At 34.8% G+C, this 21,259-nt stretch carries 22 protein-coding genes; 17 read left to right on the top strand and 5 right to left on the bottom strand.

The annotated features are described in order from the left end of the window. Nucleotides 1-18 precede the first annotated feature (18 nt). The 4 genes from TS1_RS03050 to TS1_RS03035 all read right to left on the bottom strand — a co-directional run bounded on the left by TS1_RS03050 (nt 19) and on the right by TS1_RS03035 (nt 4,566). Nucleotides 19-2,034, bottom strand: a complete 2,016-nt coding sequence (locus TS1_RS03050; protein ID WP_068707710.1) for an ABC transporter permease — start codon at nt 2,032-2,034, stop codon at nt 19-21. Beyond that, on the bottom strand, nt 2,027-2,794 hold the full coding sequence (locus tag TS1_RS03045; RefSeq protein WP_068707708.1) for an ABC transporter ATP-binding protein: 768 nt from the start codon (nt 2,792-2,794) through the stop codon (nt 2,027-2,029). Before TS1_RS03045 ends, TS1_RS03050 begins: the two co-directional genes overlap by 8 nt. Before the next feature lie 112 nt (nt 2,795-2,906). Beyond that, nucleotides 2,907-3,905, bottom strand: a complete 999-nt coding sequence (locus tag TS1_RS03040) for a sensor histidine kinase (protein WP_068707706.1) — start codon at nt 3,903-3,905, stop codon at nt 2,907-2,909. Continuing rightward, entirely contained in the window at nt 3,895-4,566 is a 672-nt protein-coding gene (locus TS1_RS03035) for a response regulator transcription factor (protein WP_068707704.1), read from the bottom strand. Before TS1_RS03035 ends, TS1_RS03040 begins: the two co-directional genes overlap by 11 nt. Nucleotides 4,567-4,950: 384 nt before the next feature. Between TS1_RS03035 and TS1_RS03030 the strand changes: the two genes are divergently transcribed. After that, nucleotides 4,951-5,802 (top strand): NADP-dependent oxidoreductase, encoded by an 852-nt coding sequence (locus TS1_RS03030; RefSeq protein ID WP_068707702.1) that lies wholly within the window; start codon nt 4,951-4,953, stop codon nt 5,800-5,802. Between the two features lie 118 nt (nt 5,803-5,920). Here the strand turns inward: TS1_RS03030 and TS1_RS03025 are convergent, their stop codons facing one another. Then, nucleotides 5,921-6,871, bottom strand: coding sequence for a 2-hydroxyacid dehydrogenase (locus tag TS1_RS03025; RefSeq protein ID WP_068707700.1), 951 nt, complete (start codon nt 6,869-6,871; stop codon nt 5,921-5,923). Nucleotides 6,872-7,031: 160 nt separating this feature from the next. On the opposite strand from TS1_RS03025, the gene TS1_RS03020 reads away from it, so the two are divergent. From TS1_RS03020 to nth, 16 genes are all read left to right on the top strand, one after another. Beyond that, a complete protein-coding gene (locus TS1_RS03020; RefSeq protein ID WP_068707698.1) occupies nt 7,032-7,493 on the top strand; it encodes a GNAT family N-acetyltransferase in 462 nt (153 codons plus the stop codon). 117 nt (nt 7,494-7,610) lie between these two features. Further along, the gene (locus tag TS1_RS03015; protein ID WP_068707696.1) at nt 7,611-7,925 is read left to right on the top strand and encodes a hypothetical protein; all 315 of its coding nucleotides are present in this window, start codon (nt 7,611-7,613) and stop codon (nt 7,923-7,925) included. Continuing rightward, entirely contained in the window at nt 7,922-8,752 is an 831-nt protein-coding gene (locus TS1_RS03010; RefSeq protein WP_068707694.1) for a Cof-type HAD-IIB family hydrolase, read from the top strand. The genes TS1_RS03015 and TS1_RS03010 overlap by 4 nt, the downstream gene beginning before the upstream one ends. A 229-nt stretch (nt 8,753-8,981) precedes the next feature. Beyond that, the gene (locus TS1_RS03005; RefSeq protein WP_068707692.1) at nt 8,982-9,374 is read left to right on the top strand and encodes a RidA family protein; all 393 of its coding nucleotides are present in this window, start codon (nt 8,982-8,984) and stop codon (nt 9,372-9,374) included. 109 nt (nt 9,375-9,483) lie between these two features. Next, entirely contained in the window at nt 9,484-10,188 is a 705-nt protein-coding gene (locus TS1_RS03000; RefSeq protein ID WP_068707690.1) for a Crp/Fnr family transcriptional regulator, read from the top strand. A gap of 162 nt (nt 10,189-10,350) precedes the next feature. After that, the gene (locus TS1_RS02995) at nt 10,351-10,956 is read left to right on the top strand and encodes a histidine kinase (protein ID WP_068707688.1); all 606 of its coding nucleotides are present in this window, start codon (nt 10,351-10,353) and stop codon (nt 10,954-10,956) included. Beyond that, nucleotides 10,953-11,693, top strand: coding sequence for an energy-coupling factor transporter transmembrane component T (locus tag TS1_RS02990; protein ID WP_068707686.1), 741 nt, complete (start codon nt 10,953-10,955; stop codon nt 11,691-11,693). The genes TS1_RS02995 and TS1_RS02990 overlap by 4 nt, the downstream gene beginning before the upstream one ends. Continuing rightward, entirely contained in the window at nt 11,690-12,526 is an 837-nt protein-coding gene (locus tag TS1_RS02985) for an energy-coupling factor ABC transporter ATP-binding protein (protein WP_068707684.1), read from the top strand. The genes TS1_RS02990 and TS1_RS02985 overlap by 4 nt, the downstream gene beginning before the upstream one ends. After that, complete coding sequence (locus TS1_RS02980) at nt 12,526-13,338, top strand: energy-coupling factor ABC transporter ATP-binding protein (protein WP_068707683.1); 813 nt, start codon at nt 12,526-12,528, stop codon at nt 13,336-13,338. Before TS1_RS02985 ends, TS1_RS02980 begins: the two co-directional genes overlap by 1 nt. Further along, nucleotides 13,319-14,266 (top strand): nucleoside hydrolase, encoded by a 948-nt coding sequence (locus TS1_RS02975; RefSeq protein ID WP_068707681.1) that lies wholly within the window; start codon nt 13,319-13,321, stop codon nt 14,264-14,266. Before TS1_RS02980 ends, TS1_RS02975 begins: the two co-directional genes overlap by 20 nt. A gap of 695 nt (nt 14,267-14,961) precedes the next feature. Then, complete coding sequence (locus tag TS1_RS02970; protein ID WP_068707679.1) at nt 14,962-15,417, top strand: YbaK/EbsC family protein; 456 nt, start codon at nt 14,962-14,964, stop codon at nt 15,415-15,417. Nucleotides 15,418-16,129: 712 nt separating this feature from the next. Continuing rightward, nucleotides 16,130-16,543, top strand: a complete 414-nt coding sequence (locus TS1_RS02960; protein ID WP_068707675.1) for a cupin domain-containing protein — start codon at nt 16,130-16,132, stop codon at nt 16,541-16,543. Nucleotides 16,544-16,560: 17 nt separating this feature from the next. Further along, nucleotides 16,561-16,881, top strand: coding sequence for a carboxymuconolactone decarboxylase family protein (locus TS1_RS02955; protein ID WP_068707673.1), 321 nt, complete (start codon nt 16,561-16,563; stop codon nt 16,879-16,881). Between the two features lie 585 nt (nt 16,882-17,466). Beyond that, nucleotides 17,467-17,679 carry a heavy-metal-associated domain-containing protein gene (locus TS1_RS02950; RefSeq protein WP_068707671.1) on the top strand — a complete coding sequence of 71 codons (213 nt, stop codon included), beginning with the start codon at nt 17,467-17,469 and terminating at the stop codon, nt 17,677-17,679. A gap of 65 nt (nt 17,680-17,744) precedes the next feature. Further along, nucleotides 17,745-20,264 carry a heavy metal translocating P-type ATPase gene (locus TS1_RS02945; RefSeq protein WP_157061631.1) on the top strand — a complete coding sequence of 840 codons (2,520 nt, stop codon included), beginning with the start codon at nt 17,745-17,747 and terminating at the stop codon, nt 20,262-20,264. Nucleotides 20,265-20,439: 175 nt separating this feature from the next. After that, nucleotides 20,440-21,135, top strand: coding sequence for an endonuclease III (gene nth, locus TS1_RS02940; protein WP_068707669.1), 696 nt, complete (start codon nt 20,440-20,442; stop codon nt 21,133-21,135). Nucleotides 21,136-21,259 lie beyond the last annotated feature (124 nt).

Here is a 21,259-nt window from a genome sequence, read left to right as displayed (position 1 = left end):
ATTTTTCCACTCCTTTCGTTATTTAACGATTTTATAGTAAGTTCTAGCAGTAACACGATAAATACCTAGATAGACGACGAAAAAAATCAGAAAGGCAATTAAAAGACTGATAGGAAACAAGTGAACTTGGTTTAGCATAACCAAAACCATCGCTTTTCTCATTAATGGCAGCATCACAATAACATGCATGCCCGTTATAAAAACGGGTAGGAAAAAGACACTTAAAATTTGTGAACGAATGGCTTGTTTAATTTCAGTATCGCTTAGCCCGACATTTTGCATGATTTTAAACCCTTTTTTATCATCATAAGCTTCAGAAATTTGTTTGTAATAAATGATCAATACTGTCATCATTAACAATAATAAAGCTAGATTAAGAACAAGAAATAACACACCGCCTCTAAGAGCGACAAATTTCCCTTGAGCTTCAACTTTTGTATCAACATTACGAATTTTTAAATTGTTATTGTCTAACTGATTTCTATAACTGTCTGAAAATGTCATTATTTCTTGGCTAGAAGCATTTTCTAAATCAAATTGCGTAAAAATACTAATTTCAGCTGCTAAATTTTTGAGTATATCTTGTTGCTTTTGTTCAATTTGGTTAAGAATTTCTGGAGAACTAACGATAATATAATAACTATCATTGACTGCACTGGTTGTTTCATCTCCGATAGCAAACTCATCAATAGGCTGTTGCGATTGTACTGAAAAATTTTCGCCTAAAATCGATAGTGTATTTTTAGTATATTCTTTGACTGTCCCATGAACGGCTACTTGGTTCTCCGCTAAATCAAGTTTATCACCAGAAATTGCTTGGTAGTTTTCTTGATCAATTAAATAAAGATTTGCGGGTCTTTGATTAGATTGGGAAGCATATACATCTTTTGTGACTTGAAATTCTTCACCATTTAATAAAGCGGGAAAATTTAAATAAGCATAAGATAGGGACTTGTTTACCGTGACATTTGTTTGTGCAGCCGCTTGTTGAATCGACTGGTTTATTTTCTCTTTGGTTGTTCTTTCGTTTTGGCGATTGCTATTTTCTATAGGAATCTCTGAAATGACATCACTTGGATATTGTGCAGCTGCGGAATTATCGGTTGTCAGATACAAAGAAGTTGCAATCGATAGTAATAAAATAACACCCACGGACAAAATTGAAATATTAGCCAGACCTACAGCATTTTTCTTCATACGATAAAGCATTCCCGATACTGGGATAAAATGTTTTGTTTGGTAATAGTAATTTTTGTTATTTTTTAATAGTTTTAAAAAAGTAATAGTGCCGGTCGTAAATAATAAATAGGTGGCAGCAATTACAATTAAAATAGCCAAAAAGACAAGGCTCATGCCCATAATAGGCGACTGAATTGTCAAAGCAAGATAATAGCCAATCCCCAGAAGAATTAAGCCAAAAAGGCTCCATATGATTTTTGCTTTGGGTTCTTTTTCGCCCGTATCACTTGCTTTTAATAATTCGATCGGATTCGCTAGGCGGATTTGGTAAATATTGGCAAATAAAATGGCTAGGAAAATAAAGAAAAAGAAACATAAAGTCCATAAAATAGCTGAACTTGAAAGCTCGAAACCAAAAGAGATTGAAGCTCCCAACATTCGCCGAACTAAAAGAGTAGAAAGTTTATTTAATAAAATACCAGCAACTAAACCAATAAATAGACTCACACAACAAATAACTGTCATTTCATAAGCTAGTATTTTGGTAATATGTTTTTTATCCATTCCTAAGATATTGTAAATTCCAAATTCTCGCTTTCGATTTTTCATAAGAAAGCTATTCATATAAAAAAGAAAAATAGTTGAAAACAAAAGCAATACAATATAGCCTAAACCTAGGATCGTTTGTAAGTTACTTCCTCCGGGAATTTGCGCAAGCCCACTATTGGTAGATAAAGCTAGAATGACAAAGGTCATCATGATGGTTGTTATGCTTGATATGATGAACGGATAATAAAGTTGGCGATTTTTCTGGATACTTTGTACAGCCAGTTTGAAATAAAACCCTCTATGCATAATGATCCTCTCCCGAACTCAATACGGTGAGCGTATGAGAAATTTTTTGAAACATCTGCTCGTTACTTTCGTCTCCTTTATAGAGCTCGTGGAACACATTACCATCTTTAATAAATAAAACTCGTTTGGCATGGCTAGCAGCTTGGATACTATGAGTAACCATCAGAACAGTCTGTCCTTCTTTATTTATCTGATCAAATAAAGTGAGCAATTCACTGGTTGATTTTGAATCAAGTGCCCCAGTTGGCTCGTCGGCTAAAATAAGTGCCGGATGCGTTATTAAGGCTCTTGCAACAGCTGCTCGTTGTTTTTGCCCGCCTGAAACTTCATAAGGAAACTTATCTAAGAGCGAAGCGATGCCTAATTTTTTAGCAATTGGTTTTAACTTGCTTTCCATTTCAGGATATTTTTTGCCTGATAATACTAAAGGAAGAAAAATATTGTCTTTGAGCGAAAAAGTGTCTAACAAATTAAATTCTTGGAAAACAAAACCTAAGTGTTCGCGACGAAACTTAGCAATATTTTTTTCACTTATTTGTCCAATATCTTGGTCATTTAATAACACTTTGCCATTTGTGGGCTGGTCAATGGCCGCAAGAATGTTTAGCAGTGTCGTTTTTCCTGAACCAGATTCGCCCATAATCGCAATATAATCCCCTGATTCTACGGAAAAAGAAATTTTAGATAAGGCTTCTGCTTTATTTCCTCCAAAACGGTTGGTGTACACTTTTTTTAATTGCTGTACTTGTAAAAGTGGCATGGTCATTTCTCCTTCCTAACTTATTATCTATAGCTTAGCAAAAAAGAGAAATGCCTTTCTACAGTTTTATCTGGCATTTCTCTTTGATATCTAACAATTTTGTTAGATTGATTTATTTAGTTAAAATTTCCTCTTCGTCAAAATGAATAAAAACCTGCGTCCCTTTTTTCGGTTCAGAGGACAGTGTGATATGATGGCCTAACTTTTGTAAAATTTGTTTGGAAAGGTAAAAGCCAATGCCCGTCGCACTTTTATGTTGACGGCCAGTAAAGCCGGTGAAATTACGCTCGCCGATGCGCGGCAGGTCTTCAGCTAAAATCCCGATCCCTGTATCTTCAATCACTAGCGCTTGATTTTTTAAATAAATAGAGATGCTTCCCTGATCCGTGTATTTTAAAGCATTAGACAGCAGCTGCTCAATGACAAAACTAAGCCATTTTGGGTCGCTCACAATATGAAAATTTATAGGATCGTATTGTAGTGCCAAATTTTTTCGTATAAAAGAAGGAGCATACTTTTTAATATTTTCTCGTATCAAGTCATCTAAATTAACTTCTTGAAAATGATAGTCAGTTGAAGAACTTCCTAAGCGTACATACTGTAAGATAAGATTCACATACTGATCAATTTTAAATAATTGTTCATCCAATTCATCAGAAATTTCCTCCTTTTGATCTTGCAAGATAAGATGTAGTGCTGAAATAGGCACTTTGATTTGATGAACCCAGGTTGTGAAGTAATCCAGTATTTCTTGTTCTGATTGTAAGGAATTATTTTCTAACTGCTGCAAGTGGTCGTACATTTTTTGTATAATTTTTTGATAGTCTTTTTCAATCAAACCTCTATTTTTTGGCAAAGCGCTGGGCTCAAAATTTTCTTGTTTAAAAAGTAGTTTTAGTTTTGTATGTGTTTGATAAAAATGATAAAAATCAAAAATACTGACAATAATTGTGACAAAACCACTCATCGCAATGGTCAATAGTGCTCTTTCTAGAGGCAGTTGGTAGACATAGCCAACAATGATATCGACAATTGTAAAAAAACTACCAAGCAGTAAAAGGATTCTTCGACGATACAGATATTGAATCAATATATGATTTTTAAGTTTCAATAAGATAACCTTCTCCTTTTTTCGTTTTAATTAAATCTTGTAATTTTATTTGTTCCAGTTTGTTTCTTAAACGATTAATATTGGTATAAAGGGCACTGTCGTCAACATAACTATCAGATTCCCATAAAGAAAGCATCAATTTTTTACGCGTAACAATTTTTCCTTTATTTTCCATTAACTTTTGCAAGATTTTTGCTTCATTTTTTGTTAATTCGATTGTCTGGTCTTGATAAAAAATGGTGAAATTATCATTATTAAAAATTAAACCATGATGTTCAAATAAGTGATTATCATCGCTAAAATCATAAGTTCGACGAAGAATGGCTTGAATTTTTGCGATAAGGATTTCTAAGTCAAAGGGCTTAGTAATATAATCATCTGCCCCTAATTCAATTGCTCGCAAAATATTCATATTCTCCATAGCAGAGGAAATAAAAATAATGGGAACGTTGGTTAACTTGCGGATTTCACGACACCAATAGTAACCATCAAAAAAAGGTAGGGTAATATCAATTAAGACAAGTTGTGGGTCAGCAGCAATTACTTCTGTTAGTACATTCTGAAAATCTTTTACAGTGATACCCTCGTAATTCCACTGATTCAAATGCTGTTTGATTTTATCTGCAATTACCTGATCATCTTCAATAATAAATATCTTCATTCATAAACACCACCTGTGGGAAATAACTTGCTTTTAGTATGCCTTAATAAGGGAGTTCTGTCTAATGATTGTCAGTAGGTTTCAATTGTCTTTCCGAAGTTTAAAAATTGTCAGTTGATAGTTTGGTAACATAATAAGCGATGTGCCACCAATAAATAAAATATCGGGGGCACAATGAAGGAGTTGCCACCAATAAATAAAATATTGGGGGCACATTAAAGAAATTGCCACCGATAACTGCAATAACGGCAAAGGGTAGGAATCAAAGAGAGTAGTAGTGTACGAACTTCATGGGATAATTGGAAACATTTTAACTGACTTTTTGTTAGTCATTAGCTATACTTAAATCAAATAAACAATTAAATGAATGAAGGGATGTTTTTTATGAAAGCAATCCAAGTTGTAAATTACGGTGGTCCAGAAGTGGCAAAAGTTCAAACTGCGGATGTGCCAAGTCGCAATCCAAAAGAAGTATTGGTCCGAGTCGTTGCTTCTTCTATCAACCCTGTAGATATCAAACATATGACACCTAATACGATTCAAAAGATTGATCATTTCCCTAAAGTGTTAGGTTGGGATGTCACAGGAGTTGTCATGGAAGCTGACCAAGATTCTGATTTTAAAGCCGGAGACCGGGTTACAGCTATGCATCCGCAAGGTAGTTGGCAACAGATTCTTGCCATCGCGGAAAATGAATTAGTAAAATTACCTGATGCAATAAATTTTGCCGCTGGTGCAAGTATTCCATTAGCAGCTGTCACTGCTTTGCAGGCTTTAGAAAAATTACAGTTAAAACAAGATGAAACATTACTCGTCACAGGTGCTACAGGTTCTGTAGGCGGATATGCAGTTCAGATTGCCAAACAAAAAGGCTTTTCTGTAGCTGGACTTGTCCGAAGCACAGCTCAGAAAGAAATTGTACAACAGTGGTCAGTAGATGAAGTTTATACCAACGAAGAAAAGATACCAGTTTTTGATGCTGTATTTGATACTGCAGGCTTTTTAGAACGGACCGATTTTATCAAGCAAGGGGGAAAATTGATCACTGTAAGCGATGATGCGATTAGCCGTAAGTTAGAAAAACATAGTTTGTTTGCTGAACATAATTATGTCTCTATTAATCAAAGTGATTTACAACAGGCGGTTGACTTCACTTTAGCAGGAAAATTACAAACAAGAGTTACAGCGATTTATTCGATGAATGAAATCCAAACAGCTTTGAAACATGCTAGTTAAAGCGGTAATAATGGAAAGATCGTGATTGTCTTTTGAGTAAAATAACCCCAGCTTTTGTCATTGAGTTCTCACAAAAGCTGGGGATTTTCCTAGCTAAAAATATTTCTCGGCTAAACGATTAATCTACGCGGTTTATTGGTTCTCCCTTAGCAAAGGCTTGGATATTATCTCGGATTAAAGAAACTAAACGTTTTCTAGTTTCCAAACCGCGCCAACCCATATGTGGGGTAATAATGACTTCATCCATATCATATAATGGGCTATCGTCAGCTAACGGTTCTTTTTCTTGGACGTCTAAACCAGCGCCGACAATCGCGCCATCTTGAATCGCTTGAATGAGTGCTTTTTCATCCACTAAACCGCCACGAGCAGTATTAATTAAATAAGCGGTGGGTTTCATCATGGCAAGTGTTTCTTTATTTACGGTATGTTTGGTTTCTTCATTTAAAGGACAGTTTAAGGAAACGAAGTCGCTTTGTTTAAAGAGATCTTCTTTGGTAGTAAAATGAATGCCGTTTTGATCTTTTCGAGGCGTGCGAGTAGATACTAAAATTTTCATCCCTAAAGCTTGCGCAATTTTAATAATTTCTTGCCCGACATTCCCGTAACCAATCACGCCTAATGTTTTGCCATTGACTTCCATGTGGTTTACCATTAAATGCTTTTGGAAGTTATCATGGTTTCCTTCTTCTAACATACGAATTTGTTTTTGCATGGAGCTGGCTAAATTTAAAATGAACATGACCGCAGTATGAGCGACTCTTTGTGTGCTATAAGCCGGAATGTTGCATAAAGCAATTCCTTTTTCATGTACTGCGTCCATATCTATATTATTGTAGCCAGTACCCGCTTCACAAATCATTTTCACACTATCAGGAAATTGGCGAATAATATCACCGGATACAGGCATTTCTTTAGTGACGACAATATTAAATCCATCCACACGTTCTAAAATTTTGTCTTCAGGTGTTTGGTCATAGACCACAACATCAGATGCAATACTTGAGTAATCAACGTTCCCATCGTAATTTACGACGCTACCATTTAGTACCACTGTTTTGTCATTCATCATTTGACCTCCATTAGAATATAATTATTTTCTACACTTTTATTCTATTCGTTTCAATGAATAATTACAAACAAAGCCCCTGTTCGAAGAAGTACTTGACTTGCTTTTTTATACAAGCTTATAATATATTTTCATATAAGAATAAAGAAGGTGCCTATGGTTGTTAATAAAAGAAATATCGTATGGTTCAAAAAACTATCAGCAAACAATAAAATTGCGAGATAAAGTGATGAAAGTTCCTTTAAACCGGAGTATTTACGATGAAGAACTTTTTAAAGAAAAAGAGGCCTATATCCTTGGTGCTTTTGCTAATGAGCAATTACTAGCTACGGCTGTTTTGTCTCAAACAGAACGAGAAGATCTACTTAAATTAGATTATTTATGTGTTGATACAGATATTCAAAACAAGCATGTTGGAACAAAATTATTACAGACTATTGAAGAATATACTTTATCTATTGGGAAAAATTCTATTGTACTCGAAGCAAGAATGACAGCAATGCCTTTTTATAAAAAGCAAAATTACATCCCTTTTGGCGAGACTTTTACGAAAGTAAATGCACCAGTTGAACATATATTAATGAATAAACAATTAATTGGAGAAGCTGGGAACCTATTTTGAAGATAAACAATGCTATGGTAAGATGAAAAGTGAATAACATCACTAGTATCAGCATACGTTAAAATGGCTATGAAGAATGTTTTTTTGTTGATTTTTCCTTGAAAGGAGGAGAAGTCAATGGGTGAGGAAGATTTTACTTTATTGAAACTTGTAATCATGGGAATATTGGTAAGTGTTCAGTACACTTTGGGCTATTTAATAAAAAAATGGGGAAATTTCTTAACATTGCTTACATTTATTGGCATAATTGTTTTATTTATTACTCACACTTTTGAATTTTTTTCTAAAAATTTCCCAATTCTTTTCTTAGGACCAGCAGTAATAGAAATAGTTTGGGAAAGTGGCGAAAAATCTAGACGTAAATTAGAAAAGGCAAGTAAAACAAAGTTAAATGGAAGAAAGCTATTATTTTATACAGGGGGATGCAGATGATTAAAGCCATTGCAGTTGATATGGACGGTACATTCTTAAATTCTGATAACGACTATAACAGAGAGCGTTTTGCTAAAATTTACTCGAAAATGCAAAGTCGTAATATAAAATTTATTGTCGCTAGTGGAAATCAATATGCTCAATTGCGTTCATTTTTTCCCGATCAAGAACAAGAGGTAACCTTTGTATCTGAAAATGGAGCCTTAGCTTTCATAAACAACCAACTTGTTCATAAAGCAGTATTTGACCAAACCACGGTACAAACTGTTTTAGATTTGTTAACGAACTTCCCCTTTAAAGTGGGCACGATTTTATGTGGTGTTTCGAAAGCTTATCTATTACAAAATGAAACAAAAGAATTTAAAAATATTGCGCAAAAATATTATTATCAATTAGCTGAAGTAGCATCGTTTTCTTTCTTACCAGAAGATGAATTTGTCAAGTTTGCTTTAGAAGTACCTAATGAACAAGTATCCGAAGTGGTTGACTTTATTAATCAACAATATGCTAGCAAAGTTGTGGCAGTTTCGAGCGGTCATAGCAGCGTGGATTTGATTATTCCGAATATGCACAAAGGAAAGGCGCTGCAATTGTTATTAGAGAACTGGGGGATTGCTCCTAGTGAATTACTAGCTTTTGGTGATGGGAACAATGACTTAGAGATGCTTACTTTAGCAGGATACAGTTATGCTATGAAAAATGGCAGCAAAGATGCTATTGAAACGGCGCATTACATTGCACCTTCAAGTGATGAAGATGGGGTATTAACTGTTATTGAGTCTTTACTCGCAAAAGATGAAATCAAAACAAGGTCTAAGGAATTGTGAACGTTCATTTATTCAATTAAACAAATCATCTTTTAATTGAAGGACTCATCTGCTTATGTTACTATGATAGCTACCTTAAGAAAAGGAGAGTGTCGGTAATGAAAAAGAAAATGTTAGTATTTCTAGCTTTCGGTTACGGATACTCGACTGCTGTTTTTTTCTAGAATTTAATTTTAGGTGGAGAAGTGTGTCCAAAAATAACTAGAATAAAACAAGAGAGGTTCTTTCAATGAATAAAATAACTCGAAGTAATCCAAAAAATATGCCGTCTCCGGTGGGAAATTATAGCCATGTGACTAAAGTGCCTAGGAACGCGGAGCTGATTGTCTTTTCTGGACAGGTTGGTGTGGATTCTTTAGGCGCGATTCCGGAGAATTTTAATAAACAAGTGAAAAACACTTTTGAAAATATCAAAAAAGCACTTTTTTCAGAAGATTTAGAAGCAAGTAATATTATAAAAGTAAATATTTGGTCCGTTGAACCCATTGATTGGGATTATTTTTATGAAGTATGGGAAAGCTTATTTGTAAATAAAGATTATCCTTCTATGACAATTGGCTACATTCAAGCATTAGGATTGCCTGAGATTAAAATAGAAATCGAAATATGGGCAGCAAAATAAAAAGTAATGATAAACAAATAGAGGGCGTTTCTTATCGCTCTCTATTTATTTATCAATTTTTTGCTTAGGGACCTCAATGAAGAAAATAACAATCTAGGAGAACAAAGTAATGAATAAAAAAGAGGACTTACAAAAGAGGTGGAAAAATTATGAACAAGAAACGTCTTTTAACTCTTCGGTTTTTGCTGATTTTTTAACACTTCATGGACAAAAAATAAAGTGTAAGCCAGGCGATATTTTGGTAGAAGGAGGAGATTTTCCTTCGAATATTTATTTTATTACAGAAGGAATCGGCATAGGAAAGAGATCTTATGAAGATGGAGATGAGTATGTTTATTTTCAAGTGGATCAAACGAATGGCAATATTGGATTGTTAGAAGTATTGGCACGCAAAGAATCCTACATTTCCACTGTAACTTGTTTAACAGATGTTGTTGCTATAAAAATTCCGTCTCATCTAATTTATGAAAAAATTATGAGGAGTCAGTCATTGCTACGTAGGTGTTCGGTTTTATTAGCACAAGACTTGTACCGAAGATCTGGTAGTGAGGGTCTTTTGTACAGATTCAAAGGTGTAGATCGAATGCGATATTTCCTCATTAAGTATTACGAGGAAAACTGCGATAGTCATTCAATTGTTAAGCTTCAAAAAAAATATCAAGATATTTCATTTGAATTGGGAATTAGTCTTCGAACCGTTGGAAGGAGTATAAAGAAATTAAAAGAACAGGGCGAAATTATAAGTAATAATAGAAAAATATTTATAGATAAATCACATTATCAAATATTGATGCACCAATTAAATAGTCATTAGAAAAAATCTCGCATTTCGATAGATATTTCTTTTTGAACGGACAGATGACCTTTCATTTTGAAATAAATCAATATAGTTTAAAGATGTAAAACGAATTTGTAAAAAAATGATAACGTTTTCTATTTGCCTGGATTTTTATAAAAACTTTAGGAGGTAGGCGAAATGAAAAGAGGTTTGAGATATGATTTTTCACTTTTAGCTCTTTTGTTAATTCCAGTTGGCGTCTCTTTGAACGTAGTTGGCTATCAATTGTCAACAATTTTGAAGCTACCTGTAATCATCGACCAGATCGGAACTATGCTAGTATCAATGATTGCCGGTCCGTGGGTTGGAATGCTTACTGGCTTACTAGGAAATGTAGTGAGCGGAATGATTAACCCTATCGCGATTGCTTATGGCTTTGTTTCTATGAGTATAGGCTTTGTGTCTGGCTTTTTCTCCAGATGGAAAATGTACAATAATATTATTGGAATACTTGTTGCAATTTTCCTACTAACGATTGTTTCCGCTTTTACAGCAGCGATTGTAACTGTTTTCTTGTTTGGTGGGGTAACAGGTGCCGGAACCGACCTGGTTACAGCAGCATTTTTAGCAACGGGACGAGAATTATGGAACTCAGTTATATCAACGAATCTTATTTCTGGAACCATTAATACGGTGATAAATTTAGTTGTTGGAGTATTAATTGTACGTAGAATTCCAGATCGCTTCTTAGTGAAACTAAACTATGGAGAGCAATATATCAAGAAAGGGGCTTTAGCGAAATGAATCATTTTATCGGCAAGCTGTACCCTTCAACAAAATTTGTCATAGTGCTTTTGGTTATTATTCTTAGTATGTTCACATCTAGTCCCACTTTTCAATTAGGTCTATTTACGGGTGTTTTAATATTGAATCTCTTGTCTAAGTTTTTTTTGAATTTTTTAAAAACGTTTTTTAAATCTATTTTTGTATTGGTTTTGTTCATATTTGTTATTCAAGTATTTATTATTAACAACCCAGATTCTCAACAAATTTGGGGATTTATCAGTTTTTCTCAAATGGGTTTAACTACGAGTATCGATATGTCTTCACGGATAATTGCAGTTAGTTCTGTTATTATTTGGTTTTTCCAAGTGACAAGTGTGAAAGACATTATTCATGCTTTAGAGTTAGCGAAAGTTTCAAAAAAAGTTACCTTTGTCATTGCTTCGACTATTCAATTAATTCCCCAAATGTTTAAACTATCGCAAACAATTACGGATGCTCAAAAGTCGCGAGGAATTGAAACTGAAGGTAATTTATTGGTTCGCGTAAAGGCCTTTATGCCGATGCTAGGTCCACTTGTTTTATCATCCATTCAACAGATAGAAGAAAGAGTGCTGTCTTTAGAGTCAAGAGGTTTTTCTTCTACAATTAGGAAAACTTCTGTGTATACCATCAAAAAAAGTAAATTAGACTATCTGATTTCGCTCGGATGTCTGGTTATTTTTATCTTATATATTATTTGGAGGAACAGAATATGAGTATTTTATCGCTTAAAAATATTAATTATTGTTATCCTTTAGAAAACGAACCAGTGATTCAAGATGTTTCTTTTGCTTTAGAAAAAGGTAAGGTATACGGAGTCATTGGAGAAAATGAATCGGGCAAAACAACTTTATGTAATATTATGCGGGGATTCATACCCAACCTCTATAAAGGAACATTAAGAGGTGAAGTGACATTCAAAGACAAAAGTATCTCTGAATACAACATTGGTGAGTTGGCTGCCCATATTGGATATTCATTTCAAAATCCTTTTACACAAATTTCAGGTGTGAAAGATACTGTTTATGAAGAAATTGCTTACGGAATGGAAAATTTAGGAATACCAAGAGATAAAATGACTCAGCGAGTGGATGAGTTAATTGTTCTGTTTCAATTAGAGAAGTTAAAAGATCAGAACCCGTTCGAATTATCAGGAGGACAAAAACAATTAGTTGCCTTAGCGTCTGTTGTAGCATTAGATCCAGAAATAATTATTTTAGACGAACCAACTTCTCAGCTAGATCCTAAAAGTACAGAGGACATTTTTCAAATTGTAGAATATTTAAAAAAAGCGGGAAAGACCATATTTTTGGTGGAACACAAAGTAGATTTGTTAGCCGAATATTGTGATGAGATTTTCTTATTATATGATGGAAGACTAGTAATGCAAGGTAAAACTGCGGAAGTTTTATCTGATGAATCAATTTTACAATATAGAGTCCAACTACCACAGGTTACTTTATTTTATCTAAAGTTAGTAGGTAAAAAGGGGAAAGTACCTTTAACCGTGGCTGAGACTTTTAAGGCTTTGAAGGGAAGTGGAGAATAATGCCATATTTATCATTGAAAAACGTTGATTACACTTATCCAAACGGTCATGAAGCGGTACACAATGTAAATTTGGATTTTGATACGGGTGAATCAGTTGCTATTATTGGACAAAACGGTGCAGGGAAAACGACAACTGTAAAGTTATTGAATGGTTTACTAAGACCTACCAATGGGCAAGTTTTACTAAACGGAAGCAAGACGGAAAAATTGACTACGGCAGAAATTTCCCAATACGTAGGCTATGTTTTCCAGAATCCCGATGAACAAATCTTCCAGGCTAGTATTTATAATGAAATTGCTTTTGGACCGAAAAATCAAAAATTAAGTAAGGAAAAAGTGGATCAGCGTGTTCAGAATGCAGCAGAACTTTGTGGATTACAAGATTCATTGCAAGAGCATCCATATAATCTGCCATATTCTAAGCGAAAATTCATAACAATTGCTGCAGTCATCGCGATGGATCCTCAAGTAATTATTTTAGATGAACCAACTGCCGGACAAGACCGAAAGTCAATAGAATTATTGGGAAAAATAATTCTTCAGTTAACTCAAGAGAATAAAACAATAATAACAATTACTCATGATATGGAATTTGTTGCTTCTCAATTTAAACGTGTTATTGTTTTTGCCGAAAAAGAGCAACGTAAAGGTGGAACACCAAAAGAAATTTTTTGGGATGAAGAATTATTATCTTTTAGCCATTTAAAACAGCCGTATATTTGTCAGCTAGCAAAACTGCTAGGTTATACCGGGGTTCTAACTATTGAGGATTTATTGGAGGCGACACAAAATGAAACAATTATGGATTGATTGTGATCCCGGCCATGATGATGCTATGGCCTTGTTAACTACGATTGCACATTTTGAACAAGCGAATATTCTGGGAATTTCAACAATTGGAGGAAATCAAACTCTAGAAAAAGTGACAAAAAATGCGCAAAATATCCTCTCATTTGTTAACTCGGAAATTCCTCTAGTAAAAGGAAAAGAAGGACCTTTAATAAAATCATTGCATACCGCGCCGGAAGCTCACGGTAATACTGGGATGGATGGCTCTTTTTTTAAGGAGAATCATTATCCATTAGTATCAGAAAACTTTCTCCAATATATCTATCAAACGATTACTTCAGTTGAAGATAAGGTTATAATCGTAGGTTTAGGGCCGCTGACCAATATTGCATTGTTACTAGAAGTTTTTCCCGATGTGAAAGAAAAAATAGAATATATTAGTATCATGGGAGGTGGCATTTCTCATGGAAATGTGACACCTTTAGCCGAATTTAATATATACGTGGATCCTGAAGCTGCCCAAATAATATTTCAATCAGGTGTATCTGTTGTCATGGCTGGATTAGATGTGACAGAAAATGCAGAAATCACGGTTCAGGAAATACAAAATTTAGAAGGAAAAGGGAAAGCTTCTCACTTAGCATATGAATTATTAAATTTTTATAATCAGTCAGGACGTCAATTTGGTTTTTTGAATAGCCCAATTCATGATTTATGCGCAGTGGCCTATGTCTTGAATCCTACTATTTTCGAAGGTGAGTATCATCATGTAGAAGTAGTTACTGATAGCGGTACTGCTAGAGGTTTGACATTTATCGATAAAAGAAAAAATTCAAAAGTTCCTGAAAATACCTTCGTTTTAAAAGAAGTAAATAGAAACAAATTTGTCGGGCTGCTTGTCCACTCGTTAGAAAAATTAGATTTGTATTTTGAAAAGAACAGCTTATAGTGTTGGGCAATAGAAATTAGAGGATTAAATAGGCAACTCAGCTTCTTCAACTGAAATGTGAGTTGTCTTCTCCAAAACTCACACATTTTGGTAATCAGCTTTGTTTGGACAGGTTTGTTTGTTGTACATATTATTGGTTAACACTTCTTAGAGTTTACCTTTTCCTAATTTTTGTATTGTGCTTTCAATTTTTATTACTTGAATTAAGTAGTCTTTTTCTAAAATCTGACAATAACAATTTTAGATTGTTTTCAATTTATTTGTAGAACTTATTTTTTAAGAATGGTCGTAAAAAAACATCATTTTTATTCGTCACACTTATAGTACTATAGTAAGTGTGTAGTTGATTACTTTTATTAGTAATTGAGTTTACAACGACTTTCATGTCTATTTCTGATATTTTCATAATATCTTGTAATTTCTTTTCTATCTCTTCTCAAAATATTTTTCGGTTATTGTTTACGCACAGGAAGTATGTAAGATACTTCAGAACTTTGACTACAGTATAACGTTTTATAATAATAAGTTAAAAAAGAAGGAGATAGATAGCAGTTTTAATTAGTACTTTTTCCCATTAAAAAGTTCAATTTAACCTTGAAAATCAAATATTATGTGATTATTTGCTCATGTGTTAGTTTAAATATAGATGGATTTATATTGCTTTATATTTATTTTTATGAGAGAAGGAAGATCGTATGCCTAAAAATGAAGTTGAACAATTTTTAGATGAAGAAAACATCAATTATCAGTCTTATAAATTTTCTTCGGAAAAAATTGATACAGAGGAAACGCCGATTTTTAAGACATTAGTACTTAAAGGAAACAAAACCGGTCCAACGATTGCTTTAGTGCCTTTAAACTCTCGGCTTGATTATAAAAAAGCTGCTTCCATATCCAAAAATCGAAAAGTCGGTTTGCCCCCTATGGACTATGTGATGAAAACCACCGGCTATCCGCACGGTGCCAATACGCCTATTGGTATTTATCTTCATCATCCAGAATACCCCATGTTTTTTGATCAGAAAATAAATAATTATCAAAAGGTTGTCGTTTCAGCAGGCGAGTTAGATAAGAGTGTAATTATTGCGATCAATGATTTAATTGCGTTAATCCAGCCAACTGTAGCTGATTTATTGGTTGATAAAAGTTAGTCGATGATACATATCTTCTATTGTGTCTTTCTTATGACAATGATTTCGGAAAAACTGAATATTTCAGCTCCATCTAATCTTTAATCTTTTTTTATTCGTAGAAAGTTATATAAGATTAGCACTGAGAATTAAGTCTCCAATGGCAGATAGTAATACTGCAACAGCTTATTGATCATTTTAAGCTGATAATCAGCTGTCCATTATTATTTTAGTTAATAAATGGAGATAAAAACTTTTACAAGCCTTCAAAGCATGGCCCCTTGCATAAAAAGTAATGGTTATATCTAATAAAAAGCTGTAACATGAACTTATAGAATAAGTCAGTTACAGCTTTTTTGAGGTGAAGAGATTGTCTAAAATGGTCTATTTTTCTAGAAAACATGAGAATTTGGTGCATGAGAAAATTGTTGAATTATCTCCAGATAAAAAATATCCTAGACGTTACTTAGAGATGGTTGAGAAAGAGCATGAGATGCAAAATAGACCGACATTTAATACTCTTTTTCAAGAGATAGAAAAAAGAACCTGTGCTTTTTTTCGGTTTTCTTAATTGGCATGGGGGATGCCGAGGTCGTCATCCATTTTTTGGAACTTATGATGTGACGGAAAAAAATCATGGTTGCTTTAGCTGTACACAACTCTAAAGTCTATAAAACAGATGAAGCTATTAATCATTGGCTTATTCAATATGGAAACATGGAGGGAAAACCAAATGGTAAAAAATGAAGAAGTAAAAGATGGGATTATCTTTTCAAGCGGAGAAAAAAATGATGCATTTGCTCAATATTTTATCGGGCAAAGTTATATGAATACACTAGTAGCTGATCCAGATGTAAATGTAGGCGTGGGAAATGTTACTTTTGAACCAGGTTGTCGTAATAACTGGCATATTCACCATGACGGTTACCAAATTTTACTTGTCACAGGCGGTGAAGGCTGGTATCAAGAAGATGGTGAGAAAGCTCAATTCTTACAAGCTGGTGATGTTGTGGTGACTCATGATGGAATCAAACATTGGCATGGCGCAACCAAAGATAGCTGGTTTGAACATATTGCGATTACAGCAGGAACGCCAGAATGGCTAGAACCAGTTAGCGAGGATATTTATGACCAATTAGGAAAATAAATAAGGAGAGATTTATTATGGCAAAACAAACAGCAGGACGCGACAGCCTAGGTGATTTTGCCCCACAATTTGCAGCATTAAATGATGATGTTCTATTTGGTGAAGTGTGGGATAGAGAAAAACAGTTGTCACCACGGGATCGTAGCTTAATTACTGTGGCAAGTTTATTAACGCAAGGTGTCCCGCAGTTAGAAGCACATTTAAATATGGCCAAACAAAATGGCGTGACCAAAGAAGAAATTGTTGAAGTCATTACTCATTTAGCATTTTATACGGGATGGCCTAAAGCGTGGTCGGCATTTAATTTGGCTAAAGAAATTTTTGATGAAGATGAATAATTTTGTAGAAAATTATTTTACCAGCAAGACCTAGTAAAAATAAGGTTAAGGATATGTATCTGAGACTTCGTTTCTTTTCAAAATCCTAGATAAAAGAAAGCATTCAAGAAGCCATAAGGTTGGTGTTACACCGGACACAGTTGCAAGAGCTGTATTATTTATCATTTCAGAAATACAGAATGTTGGGATGAACGAAATAGCAGTTATCTCGATGACACAAGCGCAATAAAAATTATGCTTTCATGTATTTGGATATTAGTAAAATGAATTCTTTAATAGTCGCAATATAAACTTATAATCTAAAGCAGTAATTTCATAAAGCCTTTAAGTGGCAGTGAAATTACTGTTTTTTTAATAACTATATTGTAAATAGAACAAAAATATTTTATTTTAGTATTGACAATTGTAAACGTAAAGTGTAGGTTATAGATAGTTAGTTGATTACACATGTAAACAAAAAATTAGAAATTAAGAAATGAGTTATCTATCATAATAGACGGAGTGAATAGTTTTACTAACCTATGTAGCTACAGTGGAATATGAGGTAGGCTCGTTTAAAATTAAAAATTTTTGGAGGAATCTTTTATGAATACAAATATTTACTTAGTACCTGATATGTCTTGTGCACATTGCAAAGCAAAAATTGAAACTGAGGTTAATAAATTAACTGGTGTTCAAGAGGCTAAGGCTAATGTGGAAGATAAACATTTATCTGTTATATTTGATCCAGATGTGGTTGAGAATACAGCAATTGTAAATGCAGTGAGCAAAGCAGGTTATACTGCAGAACAAGCGTAAAACAGTGAATAATGAAGGATGATTTTTTCTCCTTCAATCGTGTATTTTTTAGGAGGAGAGGCAATTTGATAAAAGATACCTATAACATCGAAGGGATGACTTGTGCCTCCTGTGTGCAAGCCGTCGAAAAAAGTGTGGGAAAATTAGCTGGTGTGGATGATGTTTCAGTGAATTTAGCCACAGAAAAGATGGAAGTTTCCTATGATTCATCAACTGTTGCTGGGGATGACATCGAAAGTGCAGTGGAGAGCGCAGGTTATAAAGCACTCAAAAATATCGCTACACAGACCTTTGCAATTGAAGGGATGACCTGTGCTTCTTGTGTGCAAGCCATTGAAAAGAGTGTAGGAAAAGTAGACGGTGTCCAAGAAGTTACAGTGAATTTAGCGACAGAAAAAATGAATGTCAGCTATGATGAGGATGCAGTAACGACCGGGAATATTATTCAAGCGGTCCAAGATGCAGGTTATAAAGCAACCGTTGAAGCTCCAACAAATGATGCTGCTGATGATAATGATAAGAAACAAAAACAAATGAAAAATCTCTGGATTCGCTTTATTTGGTCAGCCATTTTTACTTTGCCGCTTCTATATATTGCAATGGGTCCCATGCTTCCATTTGGCGGACTGCCGCTGCCAGAGTTTCTTGACCCGATGCAGCATATGATCGCCTTTGCAGCTACCCAATTAGCACTAACTTTGCCTGTCATTTATTTAGGCCGTTCTTTTTATACGGTCGGTTTCAAATCGCTTTTTAAAGGACATCCGAATATGGACTCTTTAATTGCGATTGGGACAACAGCTGCCCTTTTACAAGGAATCGTTATGACTGCTCTTTTGGCCATGGGTCGTGTTGAAGTTCATCATGGCCATCCAGATCTATACTTTGAATCCGCAGCGGTTATTTTGACCTTAATTACGTTAGGTAAATACTTAGAAGCTGTTTCCAAAGGAAAAACTTCTGATGCGATTAAAAAACTAATGGGGTTAGCGCCTAAAACTGCACGTGTTATCCGTAATAATGAAGAGGTCGAAATTTCGATTGATGAAGTCACCACAGACGATATCGTGGTGGTGCGTCCCGGAGACAAAATTCCAGTCGATGGTGTATTAGTTGAAGGAAGCTCTGCGGTGGATGAATCGATGATTACCGGAGAAAGTATTCCAATTGAAAAGAAAACCGGCGACAATGTCGTTGGCGCAAGTATCAACAAAAATGGCTCTTTCCGTTTTAAAGCCACAAAAGTCGGCAAAGATACGACCTTATCGCAAATTATCAAACTAGTGGAAGATGCCCAAGGATCAAAAGCACCGATTGCCAAATTAGCTGATAAAGTTTCCGGCGTTTTTGTTCCAATTGTCATTGGTTTGGCTGTTCTTTCTGGACTTGCTTGGTTCTTCTTAGGTCAAGAATCTTGGGTCTTTGCTTTAACTATCACCATCTCAGTCTTAGTGATTGCTTGTCCTTGTGCGCTAGGTTTGGCAACACCGACTGCCATTATGGTAGGGACCGGAAAGGGTGCTGAAAATGGCGTGTTGATTAAAAGCGGCGACGCCTTGGAAGAAATGCAAAAAGTGCAAACCATTGTCTTTGATAAAACCGGAACAATTACCGAAGGCAAACCAGTTGTGACTGACATTGTTAATTATGGCGGGTATGAAAAAGATACTGTCCTTGCACTTGCGGCTGCCGCTGAAACAGGCTCTGAACACCCATTGGGTGAAGCAATTGTGGAAAGTGCTAAAAATCGCGATTTAGCTTTGCAAACCGTAAATGATTTTCAATCGATTCCCGGCCAAGGAATCCAAGTAATCGTAGATGAAAAAACGATTTTATTAGGTAACAAGAAGTTAATCATAGAAAATAACATTGCGATGTTAGATGCTCAAGAAGTTTCTGATCGTTTAGCCAATGAAGGAAAAACGCCGATGTTTATGGCCGCAGACCATCGTTTAATTGGGATTATCGCTGTTGCAGATACGGTCAAAGAAAATAGTATTGCCGCCATTGATAAATTACACAGTATGGGCTTGCAAGTAGCTATGATTACAGGAGATAATGCCAAAACAGCCCAAGCTATTGCCAAACAGGTGGGCATTGACCGCGTCTTTAGTGAGGTCTTACCAGAAGATAAAGCCAATGAAGTGCAAAAATTACAAAATGAAGGCTTGCAGGTAGCCATGGTTGGTGATGGTATCAACGATGCACCAGCCTTAGCCCAAGCCAACGTAGGAGTGGCCATTGGTTCGGGTACTGATGTAGCAATCGAATCAGCCGATGTTGTATTGATGCGTAGCGACTTGATGGATGTACCCACAGCGGTTGAATTAAGTCGAGCTACGATTAAAAATATTAAACAAAATCTATTCTGGGCCTTTGCTTATAATACGATTGGCATTCCAATTGCGATGGGAATCTTACATCTATTTGGCGGTCCACTACTCAATCCGATGTTTGCCGGTGCTGCGATGAGTTTGAGTTCGGTTTCTGTACTGTTAAATGCGTTACGTTTGAAAGGATTTAAACCAGTTAAAATGAAAGAAACAAAGACACAAACAAGTGAAGTGAAAAAAGCAGTCGCTTAACTGAAAAGTTTGATGAAGCTATTCTATCAAGAAAGTACAAAAATTATCTTGGTGGAATAGCTTTATTTTGTTTAGGTTAAACGTATCTCTTATCAATAGTGTATTGGCAAAAATTTGACGTATTTATGAAAAAAGACTAGGATTTAGTTATAAAAAAACGGAAGGGAAGGATCACGTGTCTAAAGAGGTTTTACTAAATGATCAAGAATCGACAATAGTCGTTCAAGCAATTAACAAGCTTTATCCAAAATTAGGAACAGATTTAAAGCACGAAACAAACTTTCAATTGTTATGTGCCGTTCTTTTAAGTGCGCAAACAACAGATGTGTCTGTTAACAAAGTGACTCCTAAATTATTTGAAAAATTTCCAACACCTGAAGCAATGGCATCCGCCTCTTTAGAGGAAATTGAAGAAAATATTCGAAGTATTGGACTTTATAAGAATAAATCAAAGTACTTAAAAAATATGAGTGCGATGTTACTTGAAAAATTTGATGGGCAAGTTCCAGATAACCGGGAAGATTTAACTACCTTACCTGGTGTTGGTAGAAAGACGGCAAATGTTGTTTTGACCAATGGTTTTGAGATTCCCGCTTTTGCTGTAGACACTCATATTAAACGCGTGACAAGGAAATTGCATTTTGTTCCACAAGATGCTTCTGTCCAAAAAGTAGAGCAAATGATGTCGGATAAACTTCCTGAAGAAATGTGGTACCCAGCTCATCATTCGATACTGCTATTTGGTCGTCATCAGTGTGTTGCACGTAAACATGACCATAGGCAATGTTTAGAGCGTATAAAAGAAAAGTTGCCAGAAAATGAAATCGCTAAGAGTGCTTTAAAAAAAATGGCTGCACAAGAAAATACTTGAGATTTCATGCTAAACTTATAATAAGGTTAAACTAAGAAGGAACGGACATTTCTCCTTAGTTTTTTATTTTAACAAGTTAACTTTTTTCATCGTCATTACAAAATAGTATTATTTTCTTTAAAAA

This window comes from Tetragenococcus solitarius NBRC 100494 (assembly GCF_001544195.1).
In the GTDB taxonomy this organism is placed as follows: domain Bacteria; phylum Bacillota; class Bacilli; order Lactobacillales; family Enterococcaceae; genus Tetragenococcus; species Tetragenococcus solitarius.
The sequence above is the reverse complement of the archived record's forward strand: the minus strand, read 5'-3'. Positions and strand labels throughout refer to the sequence as shown.

Excerpts from the sequence above, each read along its gene's own strand:
- TS1_RS03050 (WP_068707710.1), bottom strand. The coding sequence starts at position 2,034 with ATGCATAGAGGGTTTTATTTCAAACTGGCTGTACAAAGTATCCAGAAA.
- TS1_RS03045 (WP_068707708.1), bottom strand. The coding sequence starts at position 2,794 with ATGCCACTTTTACAAGTACAGCAATTAAAAAAAGTGTACACCAACCGT.
- TS1_RS03035 (WP_068707704.1), bottom strand. The coding sequence starts at position 4,566 with ATGAAGATATTTATTATTGAAGATGATCAGGTAATTGCAGATAAAATC.
- TS1_RS03030 (WP_068707702.1), top strand. The coding sequence starts at position 4,951 with ATGAAAGCAATCCAAGTTGTAAATTACGGTGGTCCAGAAGTGGCAAAA.
- TS1_RS03025 (WP_068707700.1), bottom strand. The coding sequence starts at position 6,871 with ATGAATGACAAAACAGTGGTACTAAATGGTAGCGTCGTAAATTACGAT.
- TS1_RS03015 (WP_068707696.1), top strand. The coding sequence starts at position 7,611 with ATGGGTGAGGAAGATTTTACTTTATTGAAACTTGTAATCATGGGAATA.
- TS1_RS03010 (WP_068707694.1), top strand. The coding sequence starts at position 7,922 with ATGATTAAAGCCATTGCAGTTGATATGGACGGTACATTCTTAAATTCT.
- TS1_RS03005 (WP_068707692.1), top strand. The coding sequence starts at position 8,982 with ATGAATAAAATAACTCGAAGTAATCCAAAAAATATGCCGTCTCCGGTG.
- TS1_RS03000 (WP_068707690.1), top strand. The coding sequence starts at position 9,484 with ATGAATAAAAAAGAGGACTTACAAAAGAGGTGGAAAAATTATGAACAA.
- TS1_RS02995 (WP_068707688.1), top strand. The coding sequence starts at position 10,351 with ATGAAAAGAGGTTTGAGATATGATTTTTCACTTTTAGCTCTTTTGTTA.
- TS1_RS02990 (WP_068707686.1), top strand. The coding sequence starts at position 10,953 with ATGAATCATTTTATCGGCAAGCTGTACCCTTCAACAAAATTTGTCATA.
- TS1_RS02985 (WP_068707684.1), top strand. The coding sequence starts at position 11,690 with ATGAGTATTTTATCGCTTAAAAATATTAATTATTGTTATCCTTTAGAA.
- TS1_RS02980 (WP_068707683.1), top strand. The coding sequence starts at position 12,526 with ATGCCATATTTATCATTGAAAAACGTTGATTACACTTATCCAAACGGT.
- TS1_RS02975 (WP_068707681.1), top strand. The coding sequence starts at position 13,319 with ATGAAACAATTATGGATTGATTGTGATCCCGGCCATGATGATGCTATG.
- TS1_RS02970 (WP_068707679.1), top strand. The coding sequence starts at position 14,962 with ATGCCTAAAAATGAAGTTGAACAATTTTTAGATGAAGAAAACATCAAT.
- TS1_RS02960 (WP_068707675.1), top strand. The coding sequence starts at position 16,130 with ATGGTAAAAAATGAAGAAGTAAAAGATGGGATTATCTTTTCAAGCGGA.
- TS1_RS02955 (WP_068707673.1), top strand. The coding sequence starts at position 16,561 with ATGGCAAAACAAACAGCAGGACGCGACAGCCTAGGTGATTTTGCCCCA.
- TS1_RS02950 (WP_068707671.1), top strand. The coding sequence starts at position 17,467 with ATGAATACAAATATTTACTTAGTACCTGATATGTCTTGTGCACATTGC.